Raw genomic sequence first — 21,326 nt, 5'->3', positions numbered from 1 at the left:
TTGCGGCTCACGAGTCCGTGGCGGCACCAGCTACTCCTGACACTCGGCGGATACTGATCCGCCGAGCATTTGATCGTTCAACGCTTTTCGCGCACAACTAAACCGTCGCGCCTTGCGCCTTCGGTCGGCGCAAATGCTCGTCGAGGCGCGGCATGATCTCGACGAAGTTGCAGGGGCGCGTGCGATAGTCGAGTTGGGCGGCGAGGATGCCGTCCCAGCCGTCGCGGCAGGCGCCGGGCGAGCCTGGCAGGCAGAAGATGTAGGTCGCGCCCGCAACGCCCGCGGTGGCGCGGCTCTGGATCGTCGACGTGCCGATCTTGGCATGGCTCATCATGTGAAACGCGATCGAGAAGCCATCCATCCGCTTCTCGAACAGCGGCTCGATCGCCTCCGGCGTGACGTCGCGTCCGGTGAAGCCGGTGCCGCCGGTGGTGATGACGACGTCGACACCGGCGTCCGCGATCCAGCGGCGGATGACGGCGCGGATCGCCTCGACGTCGTCGGTGACGATCTCGCGGGCGGCGAGATGATGGCCGGCAGCGCTGATGCGATCCGCGAGAGTCTGGCCGGACTTGTCATCGACGAGCGCGCGGGTGTCGGAGACGGTGAGCACCGCGATGTTGAGCGGGATGAACTGCTTTGTCTCATCGATGGAGGGCATTGCGCTTTCCTCTCGTGTCCCGGACGCGGTGCAGCGCGTCAGCGATGCGCCGCAGAGCCGGGGGACCCGTTTCTGAGATACCTCTGTGGGACCGGCATTCTGGGCCCCGGATCAGCAGCGCAGCATTTCATGCTGCGCAGCGTCCGGGGCACGAACTCTTCCAACTACAACGATCCGCCGCCAAACGTGTTGCAGGCCTGGACCGTGCCTTGCTGATAGCCGGTCATGAACCAGCGCTTGCGCTGCTCGGCCGAACCGTGGGTGAAGGAGTCGGGCACGACACGGCCCGTGGCCTGGCGTTGCAGCGTGTCGTCGCCGATCGCGCTCGCCGTGGTCAGCGCCGCGTCGATGTCGCCCGGTTCGAGGAAGTTCGGACGCTTCTTCGCCTCGCGGTTGACCCAGACGCCGGACAGGCAGTCGGCCTGCAATTCCACCTTCACCTGGAGCGCGTTGGACTCGGCCTTGCTGCCGGCCTGCTGCTGCAATCGGGTCACGCGCGGAATGATGCCGAGCAGATTCTGGATGTGATGGCCGGCCTCGTGGGCGATGATGTAGGCAGTCGTGAAATTACAGGCGGACTTGCCGGAGCAGCCGCGGAAGCGTGTCTCGACCTCGCGAAAGAAGCCGGTGTCGAGGAAGATGGTCTTGTCAGGCGGGCAGTAGAAGGGGCCCATCGCCGACTGCGCCATGCCGCATCGGCCGCCATTGGTGGCGTTGCGGAACAGCACGATCTTGGGACCGGTGTAGGACTGGCCGCTGGCCTGGAAGATCTCGCTCCAGCGATCGTCGATCTCGCCCAGGATGCCGGAGATCATGCTGCCCATCTCGTCGGTCGGCGCGCCGCGCTTCGCCTGCCCGCCCGAGGCCTGGCGATCGGTCTGGTAGCTCGGTGCCTGGCCACCGCCGGTCAGGATCTCGGCGCCTCCGATCAGGATGCGCGGATCGATGCCGAAGGCATAGCCGAGCAGGCCGAGCACGATGATGGTGCCGATGCCGAGGCCGCCGCCGCCCATCGGCAGACCGAACCCACCGCCGCCGCCACCGCCAAACCCACCACCACCTTCGTCGCGACGATCCTCGATGTCGTCGCTGCGGCGAAAATCATCGTAACGCATGGCGGCTTCCCTTTGAGTCCCTGATTGCATCCGCGGGGGGCACGCAACAGCGCAAGACCTACCCGCGTCACAAACGTAAAATTTCCGTTCTGTTAATCAATATCCTGCTCGGCAAAAATTGCCTAGTGCGGCGCGTTGCCGACGGCTGCAATTTTTTCCGGAGGAGCAGCAAATTTTTCCGAGAAGAAAGTTTAGCCCGAACGAGGCGATCGCAGCAGTGCGAACGCGAAATATGCTGCAAAACACGAGTGATCCGCGCATCTTCCCACGCGCGATCCGCGATGTCGAAGCAATCTCGAGAAGATGCGAGTTAAGTCGTTTTTTACTTTGCGCGGTCAATGTAACGGCCAGTCGGTTGTTTGGTCCCGCGTCGCCGACAGCGTCGCCTGAGTCAGAGTTCTTGAGTCATGGTAGTGTCGCGTCGCGGGGCGTCTGCAAAGGCGCCCCGCACAAATTTTGAGTCCGCATCGCATCGCATCATCGTCGGCGATTGCGTCGCCGAGATGTCGAAGCTTCAGGCTGGTAGCGTCGATCTGGTGTTCGCAGATCCGCCCTACAATCTCCAGCTCAAGGGCGATCTCAAGCGCCCCGACGAATCCCATGTCGATGCCGTCAACGACGCCTGGGACAAGTTCGATTCGTTTTCCGCCTATGACGATTTCACCCGCGCCTGGCTGCTCGCCGCGCGCCGCGCGATGAAGCCGTCGGCGACGATCTGGGTGATCGGCTCCTATCACAACATCTTCCGCGTCGGCGCGATCATGCAGGATCTCGGCTTCTGGCTCCTGAACGACATCGTGTGGCGCAAGTCCAATCCGATGCCGAATTTCCGCGGCCGCCGCTTCACCAACGCGCACGAGACCATGATCTGGGCCGCGCGTGACGAGAAGGCCAAGGGCTACACCTTCAATTACGAAGCGCTCAAGGCGGCCAACGAGGACGTGCAGGCGCGCTCCGACTGGCTGATCCCGCTGTGCACCGGCGAGGAACGCCTCAAGGGCGCCGACGGCAAGAAGGTTCACCCGACGCAGAAGCCGGAAGGCCTGCTGGCGCGCGTGCTGCTGTCGTCGTCCAAGCCCGGCGATCTCGTCATCGATCCCTTCAACGGCACCGGCACCACCGGCGCCGTCGCAAAACGGCTCGGCCGCAGCTACATCGGCTTCGAGCGCGAGCGAACCTACGCAGAAGCCGCCGAGGAGCGTATCGCCGCTGTCGAGCCACTGCCGGAAGCGAGTCTCGCACCGTTCATGACCGCACGCGAGGCGCCGCGTGTGGCGTTCTCCGAGCTGATCGAGCGCGGCATGATCATGCCCGGCACGAAGCTGTTCGACGCCAAGAAGAAGCTCGGCGCGCTCGTGCGCGCCGACGGCGCCATCATGCTGGGCGACAAGGTCGGCTCGATCCACCGCATCGGCGCGGTGGCGCAGGGCTCGGCCGCCTGCAACGGCTGGACCTACTGGCACGTCGAGACCAAGCAGGGCCTCAAGCTGATCGACGAGCTGCGCGCCGAAATCCGCTCCGGCATGGCCGCGGAGTAGCCCTGCTTCACCTTTTCGTCATTCCCGGGCTCGCGAAGCGAGAACCCGCAATCTCGCGCCGTAATCTCCAGGTTCCGGGTTCGCGCTGACGCGCGCCCCGGAATGACTGGAAGACTTGAACGGCCAAGCCCCCGGGACTACATTCAATATCGGCTTCCAGTCTTGACCGGTCGGGCCATGCGACGACAGTCCGAGACATTGCTGTTCTTGCCGCTGCTGCCGATCTTCCTGATCGGCATGTTTCCGATGTTGATGATCGGACTTTTGGGCTTTGCCGGACTCGCCTTGTTCGGCGTGCTGCTGATCTGCGTCGGGCTTGCCAGCGGCAACGAGGCTCATGACACCTTCAATCACGACGTCATCGTCCACGGTTATCCCAAGGGCTCCGAGCGCGCCGCGCGGGCCTCCGACGTGCATGCCGCGACGCGCCTTGCGCACCGTGTGGAAGCTGCGGGTCTCGGCGTGATCATCGTCGCGATCCTCGGCTTCCTCTACGTCGGCTGACCTGCACGGCGTGCAGGCTCCATCCACGAACTCGTCACTTGTGCTTGCCGCAAGGGTTCGGGCAAGAGAGGGCCGCCGGCGGCAATGATGCTGCGTCCGATCTCGGCTCACAAAGGACCGGGGAGACTTTTCGATGCTCAAATTCTACTTCAACGGCTCGCCGAACCCGACCAAGGTCGCGCTTTATCTGGAAGAGTCCGCCTTGCCGTTCGAGCCGGTCGCGGTCGACACCCGCAAGGGCGAGCAGTTCACGCCCGAATTCCTCAAGATCAATCCCAACGCCAAGGTGCCGGCGATCGACGATGACGGCTCAATCGTGTTCGACTCGAACGCCATCCTGCTCTATCTCGCCGAGAAGACCGGCAAATTCCTGCCCGCGCCCGCCGTCCGTGCGCAGACCCTGTCATGGCTGATGTTCATCGCCACCGGCCTTGGCCCCTATTCAGGACAGGCCGTGCACTTCAGGCACTTCTCGCCGAAGGACCAGGACTACGCGCACAACCGCTATCAGTACGAAGGCCACCGCCACTACCAGATCCTCGACGACCATCTGGCAAAGCACCGCTACATGGTCGGTGACAGCTACTCGATCGTCGACATGGCGCTGTGGGGCTGGGCACGCATGGCCGCCTTCGTGCTCGGCGAGGACGCACCTGGCAAATACCCGAACGTCAAGCGTCTCGTCGACGAGATATCGGCGCGGCCCGCAGCGGCGCGCGCCATCGCGCTGAAGGACAAGTTCACCTTCAAGACCGTGATGGACGACGAGGCTCGCGACAACATGTTCAAGCACATGAAGACAAAGGTGGCCTGACCGCCTGTCGTCCCGGGTCGCGCATCCAAAGCGCGGCCCAGTGTTCGCGAGGCGCAGCTACCGACGATCAGGCGGCGTGCACCGAGTTCAGGAACTTGGCGAGCTCGAGCTTCAGCCTGCTGCTGTCCGCCGACAACGACTTGGCGGACGCCAGCACCTGCGAGGACGCCGAGCCGGTCTCCGAGGCGCCGCGCTGCACGTCGCCGATATTGGTCGAGACGCGCTGCGTTCCGCGCGCCGCATGCTGAACGTTGCGCGAGATCTCCTGCGTCGCCGCGCCCTGCTCTTCCACCGCGGCCGCGACCGCTGCTGAAATTTCCGACAGCCGCTCGATGGTGCCGCCGATCTCCCGGATCGAGCCGACCGACTCCTCGGTCGCCGCCTGGATGCCGGACACCTGCTGGGCGATTTCGCCGGTCGCCTTCGCGGTCTGCTCGGCCAATGCCTTGACCTCCGTGGCGACGACGGCAAAGCCGCGGCCGGCTTCGCCCGCACGCGCGGCCTCGATGGTGGCGTTCAGCGCCAGAAGGTTGGTCTGGCCGGCGATCGTGCTGATCAGCTCGACGACGTCGCCGATCCGGGCGGCCGCCTTCGAGAGCTCACCGACCCGCTCGTTCGTCCTGCCCGCCTGCGCCACGGCTTCATTGGCGATGCGTGCCGATTCCTGCACCTGGCGTGCGATCTCGCCCACGGACGAGGAGAGCTCCTCGGTCGCCGACGCAACAGCCTGCACGTTGGTGGAGGCTTCCTGCGAGGCGGCTGCGACCTCCGTCGACAAATCCTGGGCGCGCGAGGCGGTCGTGGTCAGCGTGCCGGCCGACGCTTCCAGCTCGCCCGACGCCGATGAAACCGCCTCCACGATCTCGCCCACCGCCTGTTCGAACTGGTCGGCGAGCTCGACCATGCCGGCCTTGCGCTGCTCGGCCTGACGCGCCTCGAGCTCCTTCTGCTCGGCGCGCAGGCGCTCGGTCTCGATCATATTGTCCTTGAAGACATGGATCGCTTTCGCCATGTCGCCGATCTCGTCGCGATTGCCCCGTCCGGGGATCTCGATCCCAAGGTCGCCGCCGGCTAGCGATCCCATCGCGCGCGTCATCGAGGTGAGTGGTCCGACGATGCTGCGGGCGATCAGGAAGGCGACGATGCAGCCGAACAGGAGGGCCAGGGCGCCGGCCGCCTCCTGGATCGACGTCGTGCTCGCGATGATAGCCTCGGCCGCTGCGCGCGATGCCTGATTTTCCGTCTTCAATCCGCTTTCCGCGACCTTGAGCTTGTCGATGCTTCGGACGATCAGGGGCGCGAGGTTGTTGCTGTAGATGTCGTCCGACTTGAGCATCGCGGCGGATGTCGTCTCGAAGGCGTTCTTGTTGATCGTCAGCGAGGCCTTCACCGGTGCGATCGCGGACCGGACCGCCTCGGGCAGCGCAGCACTCTCGAGCGCGTCGAGTTTTTGTTGCGTATTCTCCACGCTCGTCCTGAAGGCAGAAGCCCCCTTGCTGTCGCGCAAGGCCAGGAAGCGCCAGTTCGCAATCCGGACAAGAACGATCTTGGATTCGAGATCCGCGACCGCGGCTGCGACGTCGGCATCGTGGGAGATGCGCGCAGCGATGACCAGCTTGGCGGTCTTGGCGGCCAGATCGTCACCACCCGGCAACAGGGTCGCCCTGCCCGTCCTCATCTCGTTGACGGCATCGCCCAGATCGTCGCGCAGGGTCCGCATCTTTGCGATATCGCTGGCGAGATCGTTGTAGAGCTTTCGCCGCTCCTCGGAGAGTGTCTGTTTTGCTCCCACCTGAAGCAGCTGGGTCGCCGCGGCCTCGCGGTCGCCAGCCTCCTTGAGAGACGGCTCGTTCCCATCATGAATGTAGCGAAGGTTGGCCCGCTGGATCGCCTGCAGATGGCCCGATATTTCCAGGACCCGCGCCGTGCTGTCCGAGAGAGCCGACGCCTTTGAGACCTGGTCCTGGACGGCCCACAGATTCCAGACCGCGACTGCGGCCATGATCAGGCCGACCGCCACCAGAGCTGCGAAGCCGGCGTAGAGACGCCCCCTGATCTTCAAACGAACGCCCGCCATTTCCTCTGTCCACCCCTAGCAAGAGACGCGGGGCAGCCGGACGAACCTGAAATCGCCCGGCGACTCGTGCTCCGCCGCGAGACAATGCGCGACACTTGTTAATTGTGTCCTTCACCCGCTTCGCGTGGACTCCGATGGAACCCGGACCCAAGCTCGTGCGAAAAAGGCATCCCCGGGACTGGACCGCAACCGTGAGACAATGCGAACCGGATCAGCCCGCGGCCCTGCTTGGGGCTTGCGGAAACGGGCCCAGCGCCTTCTCGGTCAGGACCGAGTCGCAATACTCGCGGATCTCCTTGATCCTGCCGTCCTCGAGTCGAAACACCAGGCAATAGTCGTTGTCGTAGCGAACGCCTTCTTTGGTGACGTTGTCGCCCTTGGCCTCGACCACAACGACGTCGCCGTCGGCGATGAAGCGGTGCGCCACCGTGCGCGTGCGGTCGCGAAGGCGCGAGCGGACATGGCCGTGCAGGTCGTTGAGGATGGCATCCTTGCCGGTGAAGGTGCGCGACCAGGAATATTGCCCGGTGACGACCCATTTGGCGTCCTCCGCAAGGCTTGCGATGAACAGCGCGCGGTCGCGTACCTCGGGGTCGGGATTCGCGGCGGCGGCGAAAATATCCTGCATCAGTTTCTTGTTGGCGGCAGCGCTCATGATGGCTCTCCTTTGCTTGAGTCCGCCCGGATCATCGTCGCCTCACGCGAATTCTTCCAATCGATAATGGATATGATATCTATTCATTTCATGAATTTGCATTCGCTTGACCTCAATCTTCTGAACGCACTCGATGCGCTCTTGCGCGAAGCCAATGTCAGCCGCGCAGCTTTGCGGATCGGGCTGTCGCAGCCGGCGACCAGCCACGCGCTCCAGCGCCTGCGCGACATCTTCGGCGATCCGCTCCTGGTGCGCACCGGCGCGCGGATGGAGTTGACGCCGCGGGCGCAGGCCCTGCGCGCCCCGCTCGCCCAGGCACTCGACCAGGTGCGAGGGCTCTTCGTGCCGGAGGAGTTCGATGCGGCGCGCAGCGAGCGACAGTTTCGGCTGATGATGCCGGACCTCGCGGTCGAGCTGCTGATGCCGCCCTTGATGGAGAAGGTGACGCGCCTTGCGCCCAATGTGCGCATCGACGTGGTGCCGTGGCGAGGGCCCGCGATCTTCCACGCGGAGTTCGCCCGCACCATCGATCTCGTGATCTCGATCGGCAACGCCTTCAAGGGCTTTCACCGTCAACTGCTCTACACCGACAGCGACGCGCTGGCCGTGCGGCGCGGCCATCCCGTCGGTACCAAGCTGAAGCGGCGCGACACGTTCCTCGCTGCCCGTCACGTCGCCGTCATCATCCGCGGCCAGGCCGAGGACCTGATCGACACCTGGCTACGCACCAAGGGCATCGAGCGGCATATCGCGCTGGTCGTGTCCGGCTATCTCGAGGCGCTGCACGTCGCCGCGCGCACCGACCTCGTCGCCTTCGTGCCGCGCCGGCTGATCACGGCGCTGTCGAAGCAGTTCGCGCTCGCCACCGTCACCCCGCCGCTCGATCCCGGCATCGACGAGCAGTTCATGTTCCATCCGACCCGAGCGCAGATGGATCCAGGCTCGATCTGGCTGAGACGGCTGATGCTGGAGACGGGACGGGAGTTGGAGAAGCGGAAGGCTTTGTAACTTTGTAGGGTGGGTTAGCCGAAGGCGTAACCCACCGCTTCTGTCTCCGCGGAAATCAAAGAGGTGGGTTACGCTTCGCTAACCCACCCTACGATCCGCGGACCCTCACGCCTTGTGCGCGTCCATCACCTTGCGCACGGCGGGCCGCTCGGACATCCGCTTGAAATGATCGGCGACCTTCGGTGTCGCCTTGATGTCGACGCCGTCGCCTTCGAGCCAGAGCGACAGCGTATGGAGATAGGGATCGCAGATCGTGTACTGCTCGCCCATCACCCAGGGCGCCCCGAGCATCTTCTGCTCGATCAGCGAGAAGCAGGCACCCATGGTCTTCGGGATCATCCGCTTCATGTCCGCGAACGAAGTCTCCTCGGTCGCCCAGCGCGCGCCACGCATCTTGTGGGCGTGCGCCACGTGCACCGTCGAGCACAGATAGGAATTGAACGACTGCGCCTGCGCGAATGCGAAGGCATCGTCGAGCGGCGCGAGCTTCGCCTTGGGAAACATTTGCGCGATGAAGCTAAGCATTGCCGGCGTCTCGGTGAGAACCCCGCGATCGGTCACCAGCGAAGGCACGCGGCCCTTGGGATTGATCGCGAGGTAGTCCGGGCTGTTCTGCTGGTTGGTCTTGAAGTCGACCCGTTCAGTCGTGTAGTCGGCCCCGGCCTCTTCCAGGGCGATGTGGGAGGCGACCGCGCAGGTGCCGGGTGTGTAGTAGAGCTTGAGCATGGGAGACCTCGTACCGAAAGGGCAACGTTAACGGCAGGCCGGCGCGGCGTCCATAGGCTGCTCTCTTCGCAGTTGCCGACGACCGCCTCCCGTGCGAAGACCCCGCAAACGGGGGATTTGACATGACGGTCCTTATCGCCGGCGGCGGCATCGGCGGGTTGACGCTTGCGCTCAGCCTGCACCAGATCGGTGTGCCCGCAAAAGTGTTCGAGAGCGTCGCCGAGCTGAAACCGCTCGGCGTCGGCATCAACGTGCTGCCGCATGCGGTGCGCGAACTGATCGAGCTCGGCTTGATGGACAAGCTCGATGCGAGCGGCGTGCGCACCCGCGAGCTCGCCTATTTCTCCAAGCACGGCAAGCCGATCTGGAGCGAGCCGCGCGGGTTGGAGGCTGGCTACAAATGGCCGCAATTCTCGATCCATCGCGGCGTCCTCCAGCAGCTCCTGCTCGACACCGCGGTCGAGCGGCTCGGCCGCGAGAACATCCTGACCAGCCATCATCTCACCGGCTGGCACGAGACGGCCGACGGTGTCCGCGCTGAGTTCATCGACAAGGCGACCGGCAAGCGCGCCGGGGCTTACGAAGGCGCGCTTCTGATCGCGGCCGACGGCATCCATTCCGCCGTGCGCGAAAAGCTCTACCCGCAAGAGGGGCCACCGATCTGGAACGGCCGCATCCTCTGGCGCGGCGTGACGCCGGCCAAAGCGTTCCTCTCCGGCCGCACCATGATCATGGCCGGGCACGAGATCCTGAAATTCGTCTGCTATCCCATCACCAAGACGCCGGACGCGTCCGGCAGCCACCAGATCAACTGGGTCGCCGAGCGGCATATGCCGCCGACCTATCAGTGGCGGCGCGAGGACTATAACCGCACCGCGCGGCTGGAGGAGTTCTTGCCGTGGTTCGAGAGCTGGCAGTTCGACTGGCTCGACGTGCCCGGCCTGATCAAGAACTGCCCGCACGCCTACGAGTATCCACTGGTCGACCGCGATCCGATCTCGCAATGGACTTTTGGCCGCGTCACCCTGATGGGCGATGCCGCGCACCCGATGTATCCGATCGGCTCGAACGGTGCCTCGCAGGCGATCCTCGATGCCCGCGTGATCACCCGCGAGATTCTTGCGAATGGACTGACGAATGCAGCGCTATCGGCCTATGAGGCCGAGCGCCGACCGGCGACGACCGATCTCGTGCTGCTCAACCGCAAGAACGGCCCGGAGCAGGTGATGCAGCTCGTCGAGGAGCGCGCGCCTGATGGCTACGACGTCGTCACCGACGTGCTGTCGCAGAAGGAACTGGAAGACATCGCCGCGAACTACAAGCGTGTCGCCGGCTTCCAGGTCGAAGCGCTGAACGCCAAGCCGCCGATCGTGTCGCGACAGCACGCGACAGGAGCGAGCGCCTGAGCCTCACCGCATCACCCGCGCGGCCTCGAGCAGCCGTTCGGTCGCGCTGGCGGTTGCGAGCAGCGTGCCGTCCTCGGTCATCAGCTTGCCTTCGACGAACGCGATCGTCTTGCCGAGCTGCGTCACCTTGGCTTCGGCAATGATCGGGCCGGGCCTGGCCGGAGCGAGAAAATTCACGGTCATGCTGATTGTGGTGGTGTAAAGCCTCCCCTCGCTCATCACGAACACCGCCGGACCCATCGTATCGTCGAGCATCGCCGAGAGCAGGCCGCCCTGGATGAAGCCGGCAGGATTGCAGAACTCCGGCTTGCCCTCGAAGCCAAGCTTGATCCAGCCCTGCTCGGGCCGGGCGTCCAAGAGGCGCCAGCCCAGGAGCTTGGCACAGGGTGGCATGTTGAAATCGTCGAGCGCGGTCATGACCATCGGGAGCCTCCATCTAGCTTCGCGATACCGCAGCGCTGCTGCCAGCATCCTGTCAGGAGTGCGCGCGGAGCTAGAGATCCAGCCCGTGCGCGATCACCTTGCGCATGACGTTGGGCAGCGCCTCATTGGCAAGGGTTGCGATCGGAACCCAGCGCATGCCCCCTGGCGCGCGGGTGCGGCTGTCGACCTCGGCGGTGTAGACCACGAGCTCCAGCGGGAAATGCGTGAACACATGGGTGACCACGCCCAGCTTGCGCTGCCAGCGGGTGAGGCCCTTGATCTCAGGCGCCTGCGCACGCGCAGCCTTGTCCTCCTGCCCGGCGAGCCAGTCCGAGCCCGGCACCTCGGTCATGCCGCCGAGCAGGCCCTTTTCGGACCGCGAGCGGACCAGCAGCTCATCGCCGCGAACGACAACGAAGGCCGCGCCGCGGCGCAGCGTGCCGCTCTTCTTCGGCGCTTTGCGTGGAAACGTCTCCTGCGTGCCTTGCACCCGCGCGACGCAATCCTCGTTCAACGGACACAGCGAACACGCAGGCTTCTTCGGCGTGCAGATCGAGGAGCCCAGATCCATCAGCGCCTGCGCGCTGTCGCCGGCGCGAGACTTCCCGTCGTCCGCGCGGGAATCCGCGAGCAGCGTCGCCGCCAATTGCTGGATCAGCGGTTTTGCCTGCGGCAATTCCTCTTCGACTGCGAACAGCCGCGACACCACCCGCTCGATGTTACCATCGACCGGCATGGTGCGGCGGTCGAAAGCGATCGCCGCGATCGCCGCCGCCGTGTAAGGCCCGATCCCCGGCAATGCGCGCAGGCCCTCTTCGGTATTTGGAAAAATGCCGCCATGCTCGCGCGCCACCGCGACCGCGCAAGCATGGAGATTGCGAGCCCGCGAATAGTAGCCGAGCCCGGCCCACATCCGAAGCACGTCGTCCTGCGAGGCGTGGCCGAGCGCCGTGACATCAGGCCACCGCGCGACGAATTTTGCGAAATAGGGCCCGACCGCCTTGACGGTGGTCTGCTGGAGCATGATCTCCGACAGCCAGACTCGGTACGCATCCGGCGTCTCGCCCGCCGCCGCGCGCCATGGCAGCCGGCGGCGATGGCGGTCGTACCATTGGAGCAGCGCCAAAGGACGCGCGGAGACTTCCGGCCGAACTGGTTCCGATTTCGCCTTCAGGGCGGGTGTGGGGCTCATGCTGACACTGTATCGACGTCGCACCGAACTCTCCACGTCATGCCCACGCTTGTCGCGGGCATCCACGCCTTTCTTCACGGCACGACGTGGATGGCCGGGGCTCGGCCCGGCATGACGCCGGATAATTTCTGGTCAGCGTCGCACGATGATATGATGATATAAGGCAGCCATGTCCAAACCCGGTCCCATCAGCGCAAAGCCGCTGTCGATCCTGCTCAACGACGTCTTTGCCGAGGCCTATGCCAAGCAGGGCTTTGCCGCGCGCGAATTGGTAACGCGGTGGGGCGAGATCGCCGGCTCCGAGATCGCCACGCATGCGGAGCCGTTGAAGATGCAATGGCCGCGGCCGGTCGAGGGCCAGCCACAGGAACCAGCGACGCTGGTGCTGCGGGTCGAGGGGCCGATGGCGCTGGAGATCCAGCACTCCGCCGACGTCATCCTGGAGCGGGTCAACCGCTTCTTCGGCTGGAACGCGGTCGGCAAGCTCGCCTTCCGCCAGGCCCCGCTGTCGAGCCGCGGCCGCCCGGCCCGGCCCCGCCCACCCGATGCCGGGGCGGTGGCCAAGGTGGCCGAGACCCTCGGCAATATCGAAGATGAACAATTGCGGGACGCGCTGGCGCGACTGGGCGCTGCAATCAAGCGAAATTGAGCCTCATTCCGCCGCTAATCTGGAGCCGTTGTTGCGGCCCGCCATTGCCTCCATTGCGGTTTCAAGCTAGCGACAGGCCGCTCAATCGGCGAACTTTGGGCGTGCCCACGCCAATTTCGGGAGTTGGACCTTTGATGATCACCCGCCGCGTCTTCACCACGATGCTTTCGCTGACCGGACTTGCCGTGGCCGCCGGGTTGTCGCCACTGCGGCTCATCACCGAGGCCATGGCGCAGAGCGCCTCCGACGTCGCCAAACCGGTGTCGCTGCCCGACATGGCGCTCGGTCCGGACAACGCCGCCGTCACCATCACCGAATTCGCCTCGATGACCTGCCCGCACTGCGCGGCCTTCAACGAGCAGGTGTTCCCGAAGATCAAGAAAGAATTCATCGACACCGGCAAGGTGCGCTACATCTTCCGCGAGTTCCCGCTCGACATCAAGGCCGCCGCCGGCTCGATGCTGGCGCGCTGCATCGCCAATGGCGACGCGCCGAAATTTTTCGCCGTCACCGACATGTTGTTCCGCTCGCAGGCCGACTGGGTGACGAAGAACACCACGGAGACGCTCGCGCGGATCGGCAAGCAGGCGGGCCTCTCGCAGAGCCAGGTCGAGGCCTGCCTGAAGGACCAGGCATTGCTCGACAAGATCGCCGCCGACCAGAAATATGCGAGCGAGGTTCTGAAGGTCGATTCGACGCCGACCTTCTTCATCAACGGCGAGAAGATCAAGGGCGAGGCCTCGTTCGAGGAATTCGCGAAGAAGATCAATCCGCTGTTGAAGAGCTGATCTGGCTTCGCCCCCGATTTCCGAGACGCGAGCCGAGCTTGCGTGGCGCCTTGCGATAGCGACGTCGCAACCAAACTAGTTAAGCCACGAGTTGCCGACAGTTACGTGAATTTCTTCAGTACATATCCGAGCAGCGCGGTCCATCGAGAAAGCGAAGCTTTGGCATTGGACTGGAAGTACTTGCAAAATCACGTCTTCCGAACCGAGATGCGCTGCGGGCGGGCAGATGGGCCTCTTGCTGCTCCGTGAGGTAGTGAAGAAGCCCGTCTGGTGGTTCGGAGGTAGGCAAAGAGCCGAGTTGTGGCGCGGCAGACAACGTAGAGCCAAGCCGACCACCCCCTCGGAAATTGGTTGTCCGCTCCCGTCAAGGATGTAAGCGAAGCCGCGTCAGAGATTGTTCCTTGACCACAATCACAACCTGCGAGAGCATGAGGGCGTTCATTCATATCTTTTTTTGGAGAATGCCAGATGACCACCATCCATATGGACTCTTCCGTGAGCCAAACGATCACGTGCGCTGTTCAGAATGGAGGGGTTCTGAGCTGCACCAAAACAAGCAGCAAGGACGTCTATTCTCACTCAATCTGGGCGACAGAAAACAATATCCGGCAGTTCACGATGTTCGAGGGCGACAGTATCGTCATTCCAACCGGCTCAACTCTGACGATCTGGATATTCCGGAAGCAGCCAGGCAAGTCGACCTGGACAATGGATTTTGACCTCAAGGAAAAGGCCACCTGAGCGGCGATGCAACCCGAAGGCTTGGCAAATAGCTGGATCGTCACGTCAGGACCAACTCCGGCGCGGGCAATGGCTCGTTTGCCGAGCGCTCTAACTCCCCTGCCCGACCAACGCCCAAAGCTTTGTTTGCTGTTGATAAATGCCGACACACCTGCCGAAAATCATGCCCCCTGTTGAAGAGCTGATCTTCACGTTTTGATCCTGATTCGCGACCTGCGAAGCCTCAAATCCCTTGTGAAAAGCGGCTTTCGCCGGTTGCCCTGACGCGCCGGCGCGGCCATTGTCCAGCCGCATGAGCCGCATCAAGCGACTCATCCGGACCCCGACATTTGCCTTCTATGGTATTGTCACGGCAGGGAGATTCGCGTCCTGCCAACAGAGAAGCGTGTTTTATGAAGATCACCCGCCTGCGCCTTCATGGCTTCAAGTCCTTCGTCGAGCCCACCGACTTCGTGATCGAAGCGGGCCTCACCGGCGTCGTCGGACCGAACGGCTGCGGCAAGTCGAACCTGGTCGAAGCGCTGCGCTGGGCGATGGGTGAAACCTCGCACAAATCGCTGCGCGCCGCCGACATGGACGCGGTGATCTTCGCAGGCTCCGGCAATCGCCCCGCGCGCAACCACGCCGAAGTGACGATGACGATCGACAATGCCGATCGCACCGCGCCGGCGGCGATGAACGACAGCCAGCTTCTCGAAATCTCCCGCCGCATCGAGCGTGAGGCGGGCTCGGTCTATCGCATCAACGGCCGCGACGTGCGCGCCCGCGACGTGCAGATCCTCTTTGCCGATGCCGCCACCGGCGCGCGCTCGCCGGCCCTCGTCCACCAGGGCAAGATCGGCGAGATCATCCAGGCCAAACCCGAGCAGCGCCGCCGCGTGCTCGAGGATGCCGCCGGCGTTGCCGGCCTGCACGCCCGCCGCCACGAGGCCGAGCTGCGGCTGAAGGCGGCCGAAACCAACCTCACCCGCGTCGAGGACGTGATCGGCCAGCTCTCCGGTCAGATGGAAGGCCTGAAGAAGCAGGCCCGCCAGGCCGTGCGCTATCGCGAGGTCGCAGCCAAGGTGCGCAAGGCCGAGGCCACGCTATTCCATCTCCGCTGGGTCGGCGCCCATGCCGAGGTCAATGAGTCCGGCCACACCCATGATCTCGCGGTTCGCGAGATGGCCGAGCGCACCCAGCACCAGGCCGAAGCCGCCCGCATCCAGGCGATCCGCGCCGCCGGGATGCCGGCGCTGCGTGATGCCGAAGCGCGCGCCGCGGCAGGCCTGCAACGGCTGACCAATGCACGCGAGCTGCTCGATCGCGAGGAAGTGCGCGCAAAGGATCGCGTTACCGAGCTCGAGCGCCGACTGGCTCAGTTCGAGGGCGACATCGCCCGCGCGCAGCAGCAGACCATGGATGCCGACGTGGCGCTTCATCGGCTCGACGCCGAGGATCTGGAGCTGAAGGAAGAAATCAAGTCGCGCGTCGAGAAGTGCTCCGGTGTCGATGAGCGCGTGTCCGAGGCCGAGGCGACGCTCACCGAGACCGAACAGCAGTTCTCCGAGCTGACCACGGCGCTTGCCGACCTCACCGCCAAGCGCAATCAACTCGAAGCCAATGTCCGCACCCACCGCGACAAGCTCGCGCGGCTCGACCAGGAGATCGCGAATGTCGCAGCGGAAGAGCAGAAGCTTGCGGAGGAGACCGGCGGCTTCGGTGATCTCGACGAGCTGACCGCTGCCGTCGAGAATGCCGAGCAGACGCTGGCAGCCTCCGAGGCCGCGGCGCAGGACAGCGAAGCCGCGCATGTCGCGGCTCGCCAGACGCTGGAATCCTCGCGCTCGCCGCTGAACGAAGCCGACAAGCGCGTGCAGCGTCTTGAAACCGAGGCGCGCACGATCTCCAAGATCGTCAACGGCGAGACCAAGAATCTGTGGCCGCCGATCATCGACGGCATCACCGTCGACAAGGGTTTTGAAAAGGCGATCGGCGCTGCGCTCGGCGACGACCTCGATGCGCCCGTCGATCCCTCCGCGCCGATGCGCTGGACCAATGCCGGCGTCACGGAAGGCGATCCGGCGCTCCCCGAGGGCGTCGTGCCGCTCGCCAATCACGTGCAGGCGCCGATCGAGCTTTCGCGCCGACTGGCGCAGATCGGCGTCGTGCCGCGCGAACGCGGCGCAGAGCTCGTCTCGCAGCTCAAGACCGGCCAGCGCCTGGTCTCGCCCGAAGGCGACGTCTGGCGCTGGGACGGTTTTGTCGCTGCAGCTCACGCGCCGACTGGCGCCGCGCGACGGCTCGCCGAACGCGCCCGCCTCGTCGACATCGAGAACGAGCTGGAGCAGGCCCGCATCGACGCGCAGATCAAGCGCCAGGCGCTGGAGAACGCGGAAGGCCAATTGCAGATGGCCGCCAGCACCGAAGGCGCCACACGTGAGGCCTGGCGCGCAGCGCAGCGCGAGCTCAATGCCGCCCGCGAGCGCCATGCCACCGCCGAGCGCGAGATCAACCGTCACGCCGCGCGCAAGTCGGCGCTGTCGGAGGCGCACAGCCGCCTCGCCGCCGACCGCGCCGAGGCCGAGGCTGCGCATGAATACGCGGCAGCCGCGATCTCCGAGCTGCCGTCGAGCGAAGACACCGAAGTGCGGCTCGCGGCCGTGCGCAGCGACATCGAGGGCCAGCGCCGCATGGCCGCCCAGGTCCGTGCCGAGGCACAGGCGCTGGCGCGCGAGGCCGAGCTCGCCGATCGTCGCGTGCAGGCGATCCTCGCCGAGCGCACCGAATGGCAGAACCGCAAGGAAAGCGCGGCCTCCCACATCGACACCATCCAGGCTCGCATCACCGAGGTCTCGGTCGAGCGCGGCGATCTCGAGAATGCGCCTGCCGTGTTCGCCGAGAAGCGCAGCGCGCTGATCAACGAGATCGAATACGCCGAGAACGACCGCCGCGTGGCCGCCGACGCGCTCGCCGAGGCCGAAACCGCCATGGCCGAGACCGATCGTGTCGCAAAGCTGACGCTCGAAGCCTTGTCGAGCGCCCGCGAAGCGACCGCGCGTGCCGAGGAGCGCATGGAAGGCGCGCGGCGCCGTCTGGAAGACATCGAGCGCGAAATCCGCGACATGCTGGAGGTCGAGCCGCAGGCCGTCGCCGGCCTTGCCGAGATCGAACCCGGCGCGGAGCTGCCGCCGCTGCACGAGATCGAGGAGGACCTCGAAAAGATGCGCCGCGACCGCGAGCGCCTCGGTGCGGTGAACCTGCGCGCCGAGGAAGAGCTCAAGGAGGTCGAGACCCAGCACACCGGCCTCACCACCGAGCGCGACGACCTCGTCGAAGCCATCAAGCGGCTGCGCCAGGGCATCCAGAGCCTCAACAAGGAGGCCCGCGAGCGGCTGTTGACCTCGTTCGAGGTCGTCAACAACCACTTCAAGCGCCTGTTCGTCGAACTGTTCGGCGGCGGTGAGGCGGCTCTGCACCTCATCGAGAGCGATGATCCGCTGGAAGCCGGTCTCGAGATCATCGCAAAGCCCCCGGGCAAGAAACCTCAGACGCTGTCGCTGCTGTCGGGCGGCGAGCAGGCGCTGACCGCGATGGCGCTCATCTTCGCGGTGTTCCTCACCAACCCCTCGCCGATCTGCGTGCTGGACGAAGTCGACGCGCCGCTGGACGACCACAACGTCGAACGGTACTGCAACCTCCTGCACGAGATGACCAGCTCGACCGACACACGCTTCATCATCATCACGCACAATCCGATCACCATGGCGCGAATGAACCGGTTGTTCGGCGTCACCATGGCCGAGCGCGGCGTCTCGCAGCTCGTGTCGGTGAGCCTGGCAGAGGCGGTGGACATTCTCGACCAGAACGTGGCGTGAAGCGGCAGTCGTTCCACACCCATTGACGTCATCATCCGCGAAAGCGGATGATCCAGTACGCCGCGGCCTCTCGGTTGAACGGCGCTGTCTCGGAGTACTGGATGCCCCGCCTGCGCGGGGCATGACGATGGATGATGATTTCCCCTACCCTTCCTGCCGAGCTCAAAGCCGCGCTTGACGCCAAGCTCGTGGGCTTTTCCCGCACTGACGCCGCGCAGCGGGCCGGGCGCATCTCGAACACCTATCGCGCTGGCGGTGGCTCCGCCGCCATCAAATCCGAAGCTGATGCACTCGCCTATGCGCTCGCTCGCATGCCGGCGACCTATGCCGCCGTCGCTGCAAGCCTGAATGCGCTCACCATGATCGTGCCGGAGCTTGCTCCCGAGAGCCTGCTCGATGTCGGCGCAGGGCCGGGCACCGCGAGCTGGGCGGCCGCGGAAGCTTTTGCCTCGCTGCAATCCTTCACCCTGCTCGACGCGAATCGCACGTTGAGCAGCCTGGCGCTCGAGCTTGCGCGTGACAGCACGCGACTGGCTGACATCAGCTATTTGCCGGGCGACGCCGCCGCGAACCTCGCGGGGGCCACGCCCACCGATCTCGTCATCGCGAGTTATTTGATCGGTGAGCTCGGCGAGCACGACCAGCGCGCGCTCGCTGACGCGATGTGGGCGAAAGCCCGGCACGCCCTCGTCGTGATCGAGCCCGGCACGCCAGCCGGCTACGCACGTATCCTTGCGCTGCGTCAGCAGTTGATTGCATCAGGCGCGCATGTCGCGGCGCCCTGCCCGCACGACAAACCCTGCCCGCTCACACCGCCCGACTGGTGCCATTTTGCCCAGCGCCTGCCGCGCTCACAGGCGCACCGGCAGCTCAAGGGCGCCGAGGTCCCCTTCGAGGACGAGAAGTTCATTTATGTGGCGCTGACCCGCGCGCCTGTCGCCGCGCGCTTTGCACGCGTGCTGGCAGAGCCTGATGTCGGCAAGGCCGAGATCACGGCCAAGCTCTGCACCGAGCAAGGCGCCGAGCTCGCGAAGGTGCCGCGCCGGGACAAGGCGGCCTATGCGGGTGCCCGCCGCTGGCGTTGGGGCGACGCCGTCATGGCCGAAAGTTAACCTCGATCAGTGCTTTTCTCTTGAACTGGAATAGGCTTGCGCCCGACCAAGCCTTACTTGCCTTTTGCCTGCCTTGCGCGCCGGCCTGCCGCCCGGCGTCGTTTTGGTCTACGCTATCCGCCTTCTTCCCCTTCAGGAGTTCTCCATGTCGACCGGCTGGATCGTTCTCGGCGTCATCGTCGTCCTCGTGCTGTTCGCCTTCGGCGCCTACAACCGCCTGGTGGCGCTGAGCCAGCGTGTGGGCCAGGCCTTTGCCGACATCGACGTGCAGCTCAAGCAGCGGCATGACCTGATCCCGAACCTGGTCGAGACCGTGAAAGGCTACGCGGCGCATGAGCGCGGCACGCTCGACGACGTGATCAAGGCGCGCAATTCGGCAATGTCGGCGCAGGGACCGGCGCAGGTGTCCGCGGCCGAGAACCAGCTCTCCGGCGCGCTCGGCCGGCTGATCGCGCTGTCGGAGGCCTATCCCGACCTCAAGGCCAACGCCAATTTCCAGCAGCTCGCGAGCGAGCTCTCGGACCTCGAAAACAAGATCGCGGCGAGCCGCCGTTTCTTCAACAACGCGGTCCAGGAATACAACACCGGCATCCAGCAGATGCCCGCCGCCTTGTTCGCCGGCATGTTCGGCTTCACGCGCAAGGAGTTCTTCGATCTCGGCGCGAGCCGCACCGAGGTCGAGGCGGCGCCACAGGTCAAGTTCTGATCTGAAACGATAGACCGGCAGGACAGCGCGCCATGGCCGCGTATGGTCTCTACACGCATATCGCCTCGAACAGGTTTCGTTCGATGGTGCTGCTCGCGGGCCTGTTCCTGCTGTTCTACGTGCTGGTCTATGCCGGCGCGCTGATCGCCGAAGTCGTCATCAACGGCAATCAGTCCGTCGCCTATTATCTGACCCACGCTCTCTCCGACCTGATCAAGGCATCGCCCTTCGCGACCGCCGCGGCGATCGCCTGGATCGTGATCGCCTATTTCTTCCACCAGTCGATGATCGATGCCGTCACCGGCGGCCACGACGTGACAAGACAGGAAGAGCCGCGGCTCTACAATCTCCTCGAAAATCTCTGCATCTCGCGTGGCATCACCATGCCGAAGCTGAAGATCATGGAGAGCCCGGCGCTGAACGCGTTCGCGACCGGCCTCAACCCGCGGCAATATGCGATCACCGTCACCACGGGTCTGATGAAAGCCCTGAACGACCAGGAGATCGAGGCGGTGCTGGGCCACGAGCTGACCCACATCAGGAACGGCGACGTGCAGCTGATGGTGGTCGCCGTCATCATCGCCGGCGTGGTCGGCTTCTTCGGCGAATTGTTCTTCCGCATGTTCACGAGCTTCAGCTGGAGCTCCGGTTCCGGCGGCTCGTGGTCGTCGGGTTCGTCCTCCTCGTCGCGATCGTCCTCGTCATCAAGCGACAGCAAGAGCTCGGGCGGCGGCGCGGTGGTGGTCGTCATCATCGCGGTCGTGCTGATCGTGGTGGCCTGGCTGGTGTCGCAGGTGGTCAAGCTCGCGCTGTCGCGTTCGCGCGAATTCCTGGCCGATGCCGGCTCGGTCGAGCTCACCAAGAATCCCGACGCGATGATCTCGGCGCTGCGCAAGATCGACGGCCGCGGCGAGCTGCCGGGCGCGACCTCTGCCGTGATGGAGCTCTGCGTCGACAATCCCCGCGAGGGCTTCGCCGACCTGTTTGCGACCCACCCCTCGGTCGACTCGCGGATCAAGGCGCTGGTCAATTTTGCCGGTGGCCATGATCCGGGCCCGCTGCCGCCGCCCTCGGACGAATCCGAGGAATCGGGAACGCAGGCGGAACGGCAGGACATCCCGCCGGCGGTGCCCACCGGCCCGTGGACCGATTCTGGCACGCCGGCCGATGCCACCGTGCCGAGCCGCCCCGGAACCCCGGTCGGCAATCCAATGGGACCCTGGGGCCATCATTGATCGCACAATTTGCCGCGCCACGAGGCTGGATGCGGAGGGATTTTGGTGCGATTGGGAAAAACCGCGGGAATTGCTGCAACGAGGTCCGGAGGAATTGAATTCTCCCTTGTTTCTGCCAT

Annotated in this window: 20 protein-coding genes; 12 read left to right on the top strand and 8 right to left on the bottom strand. The window is 64.9% G+C overall.

Annotated elements, in window-relative coordinates:
* Positions 1 to 97: 97 nt before the first annotated feature.
* Complete coding sequence (gene moaB / locus SO140_RS18630) at positions 98 to 661, bottom strand: molybdenum cofactor biosynthesis protein B (RefSeq protein ID WP_498542916.1); 564 nt, start codon at positions 659 to 661, stop codon at positions 98 to 100.
* 164 nt (positions 662 to 825) lie between these two features.
* Positions 826 to 1,776, bottom strand: coding sequence for a KPN_02809 family neutral zinc metallopeptidase (gene ypfJ / locus SO140_RS18625; protein ID WP_498542915.1), 951 nt, complete (start codon positions 1,774 to 1,776; stop codon positions 826 to 828).
* A gap of 407 nt (positions 1,777 to 2,183) precedes the next feature.
* Here ypfJ and SO140_RS18620 point away from each other — a divergent pair, with 407 nt between their 5' ends.
* The 3 genes from SO140_RS18620 to SO140_RS18610 all read left to right on the top strand — a co-directional run bounded on the left by SO140_RS18620 (position 2,184) and on the right by SO140_RS18610 (position 4,632).
* Positions 2,184 to 3,314 carry a site-specific DNA-methyltransferase gene (locus SO140_RS18620; protein ID WP_449380423.1) on the top strand — a complete coding sequence of 377 codons (1,131 nt, stop codon included), beginning with the start codon at positions 2,184 to 2,186 and terminating at the stop codon, positions 3,312 to 3,314.
* 177 nt (positions 3,315 to 3,491) lie between these two features.
* Entirely contained in the window at positions 3,492 to 3,818 is a 327-nt protein-coding gene (locus SO140_RS18615) for a hypothetical protein (protein WP_449380424.1), read from the top strand.
* A gap of 133 nt (positions 3,819 to 3,951) precedes the next feature.
* On the top strand, positions 3,952 to 4,632 hold the full coding sequence (locus SO140_RS18610; RefSeq protein ID WP_449380425.1) for a glutathione S-transferase family protein: 681 nt from the start codon (positions 3,952 to 3,954) through the stop codon (positions 4,630 to 4,632).
* A 67-nt stretch (positions 4,633 to 4,699) separates the two neighbouring features.
* Here the strand turns inward: SO140_RS18610 and SO140_RS18605 are convergent, their stop codons facing one another.
* Both SO140_RS18605 and SO140_RS18600 read right to left on the bottom strand, forming a co-directional pair.
* The gene (locus SO140_RS18605; protein WP_498542914.1) at positions 4,700 to 6,709 is read right to left on the bottom strand and encodes a HAMP domain-containing methyl-accepting chemotaxis protein; all 2,010 of its coding nucleotides are present in this window, start codon (positions 6,707 to 6,709) and stop codon (positions 4,700 to 4,702) included.
* Between the two features lie 211 nt (positions 6,710 to 6,920).
* Positions 6,921 to 7,364, bottom strand: a complete 444-nt coding sequence (locus SO140_RS18600) for a nuclear transport factor 2 family protein (RefSeq protein WP_449380427.1) — start codon at positions 7,362 to 7,364, stop codon at positions 6,921 to 6,923.
* Positions 7,365 to 7,454: 90 nt separating this feature from the next.
* On the opposite strand from SO140_RS18600, the gene SO140_RS18595 reads away from it, so the two are divergent.
* Positions 7,455 to 8,372: a LysR family transcriptional regulator gene (locus SO140_RS18595; RefSeq protein WP_449380428.1), complete on the top strand. Its 918-nt coding sequence runs from the start codon at positions 7,455 to 7,457 to the stop codon at positions 8,370 to 8,372.
* 105 nt (positions 8,373 to 8,477) lie between these two features.
* Here the strand turns inward: SO140_RS18595 and SO140_RS18590 are convergent, their stop codons facing one another.
* Positions 8,478 to 9,098, bottom strand: coding sequence for a glutathione S-transferase family protein (locus SO140_RS18590; RefSeq protein WP_498542913.1), 621 nt, complete (start codon positions 9,096 to 9,098; stop codon positions 8,478 to 8,480).
* Between the two features lie 122 nt (positions 9,099 to 9,220).
* On the opposite strand from SO140_RS18590, the gene SO140_RS18585 reads away from it, so the two are divergent.
* Positions 9,221 to 10,504: a flavin-dependent oxidoreductase gene (locus tag SO140_RS18585; RefSeq protein ID WP_449380430.1), complete on the top strand. Its 1,284-nt coding sequence runs from the start codon at positions 9,221 to 9,223 to the stop codon at positions 10,502 to 10,504.
* A gap of 3 nt (positions 10,505 to 10,507) precedes the next feature.
* On the opposite strand, the gene SO140_RS18580 is transcribed toward SO140_RS18585, so the two are convergent.
* Both SO140_RS18580 and mutY read right to left on the bottom strand, forming a co-directional pair.
* A complete protein-coding gene (locus SO140_RS18580) occupies positions 10,508 to 10,927 on the bottom strand; it encodes a PaaI family thioesterase (RefSeq protein WP_449380431.1) in 420 nt (139 codons plus the stop codon).
* Positions 10,928 to 10,997: 70 nt separating this feature from the next.
* Positions 10,998 to 12,119 (bottom strand): A/G-specific adenine glycosylase, encoded by a 1,122-nt coding sequence (gene mutY / locus SO140_RS18575; protein ID WP_449380432.1) that lies wholly within the window; start codon positions 12,117 to 12,119, stop codon positions 10,998 to 11,000.
* Positions 12,120 to 12,288: 169 nt separating this feature from the next.
* On the opposite strand from mutY, the gene SO140_RS18570 reads away from it, so the two are divergent.
* The 3 genes from SO140_RS18570 to SO140_RS18560 all read left to right on the top strand — a co-directional run bounded on the left by SO140_RS18570 (position 12,289) and on the right by SO140_RS18560 (position 14,297).
* Positions 12,289 to 12,768, top strand: a complete 480-nt coding sequence (locus SO140_RS18570; protein ID WP_498542912.1) for a DUF721 domain-containing protein — start codon at positions 12,289 to 12,291, stop codon at positions 12,766 to 12,768.
* Positions 12,769 to 12,899: 131 nt separating this feature from the next.
* Entirely contained in the window at positions 12,900 to 13,556 is a 657-nt protein-coding gene (locus SO140_RS18565; protein WP_449380434.1) for a DsbA family protein, read from the top strand.
* A gap of 468 nt (positions 13,557 to 14,024) precedes the next feature.
* Positions 14,025 to 14,297 (top strand): hypothetical protein, encoded by a 273-nt coding sequence (locus SO140_RS18560; RefSeq protein WP_449380435.1) that lies wholly within the window; start codon positions 14,025 to 14,027, stop codon positions 14,295 to 14,297.
* Between the two features lie 90 nt (positions 14,298 to 14,387).
* Here the strand turns inward: SO140_RS18560 and SO140_RS18555 are convergent, their stop codons facing one another.
* Positions 14,388 to 14,603 (bottom strand): hypothetical protein, encoded by a 216-nt coding sequence (locus SO140_RS18555; RefSeq protein ID WP_498542911.1) that lies wholly within the window; start codon positions 14,601 to 14,603, stop codon positions 14,388 to 14,390.
* 86 nt (positions 14,604 to 14,689) lie between these two features.
* Between SO140_RS18555 and smc the strand changes: the two genes are divergently transcribed.
* The 4 genes from smc (at position 14,690) to SO140_RS18535 (ending at position 21,207) form a co-directional block, all read left to right on the top strand.
* A complete protein-coding gene (gene smc, locus SO140_RS18550) occupies positions 14,690 to 18,154 on the top strand; it encodes a chromosome segregation protein SMC (protein WP_498542910.1) in 3,465 nt (1,154 codons plus the stop codon).
* Between the two features lie 131 nt (positions 18,155 to 18,285).
* Complete coding sequence (locus SO140_RS18545) at positions 18,286 to 19,266, top strand: small ribosomal subunit Rsm22 family protein (RefSeq protein ID WP_498542909.1); 981 nt, start codon at positions 18,286 to 18,288, stop codon at positions 19,264 to 19,266.
* Between the two features lie 145 nt (positions 19,267 to 19,411).
* Positions 19,412 to 19,972, top strand: a complete 561-nt coding sequence (locus SO140_RS18540) for a LemA family protein (protein WP_027524255.1) — start codon at positions 19,412 to 19,414, stop codon at positions 19,970 to 19,972.
* 32 nt (positions 19,973 to 20,004) lie between these two features.
* Positions 20,005 to 21,207, top strand: coding sequence for a M48 family metallopeptidase (locus SO140_RS18535; RefSeq protein ID WP_449380439.1), 1,203 nt, complete (start codon positions 20,005 to 20,007; stop codon positions 21,205 to 21,207).
* The last annotated feature ends 119 nt before the right edge of the window (positions 21,208 to 21,326 follow it).

The organism is Bradyrhizobium sp. UFLA05-108 (genome assembly GCF_059803455.1).
This window is presented reverse-complemented; position numbering and strand designations above follow the sequence as displayed.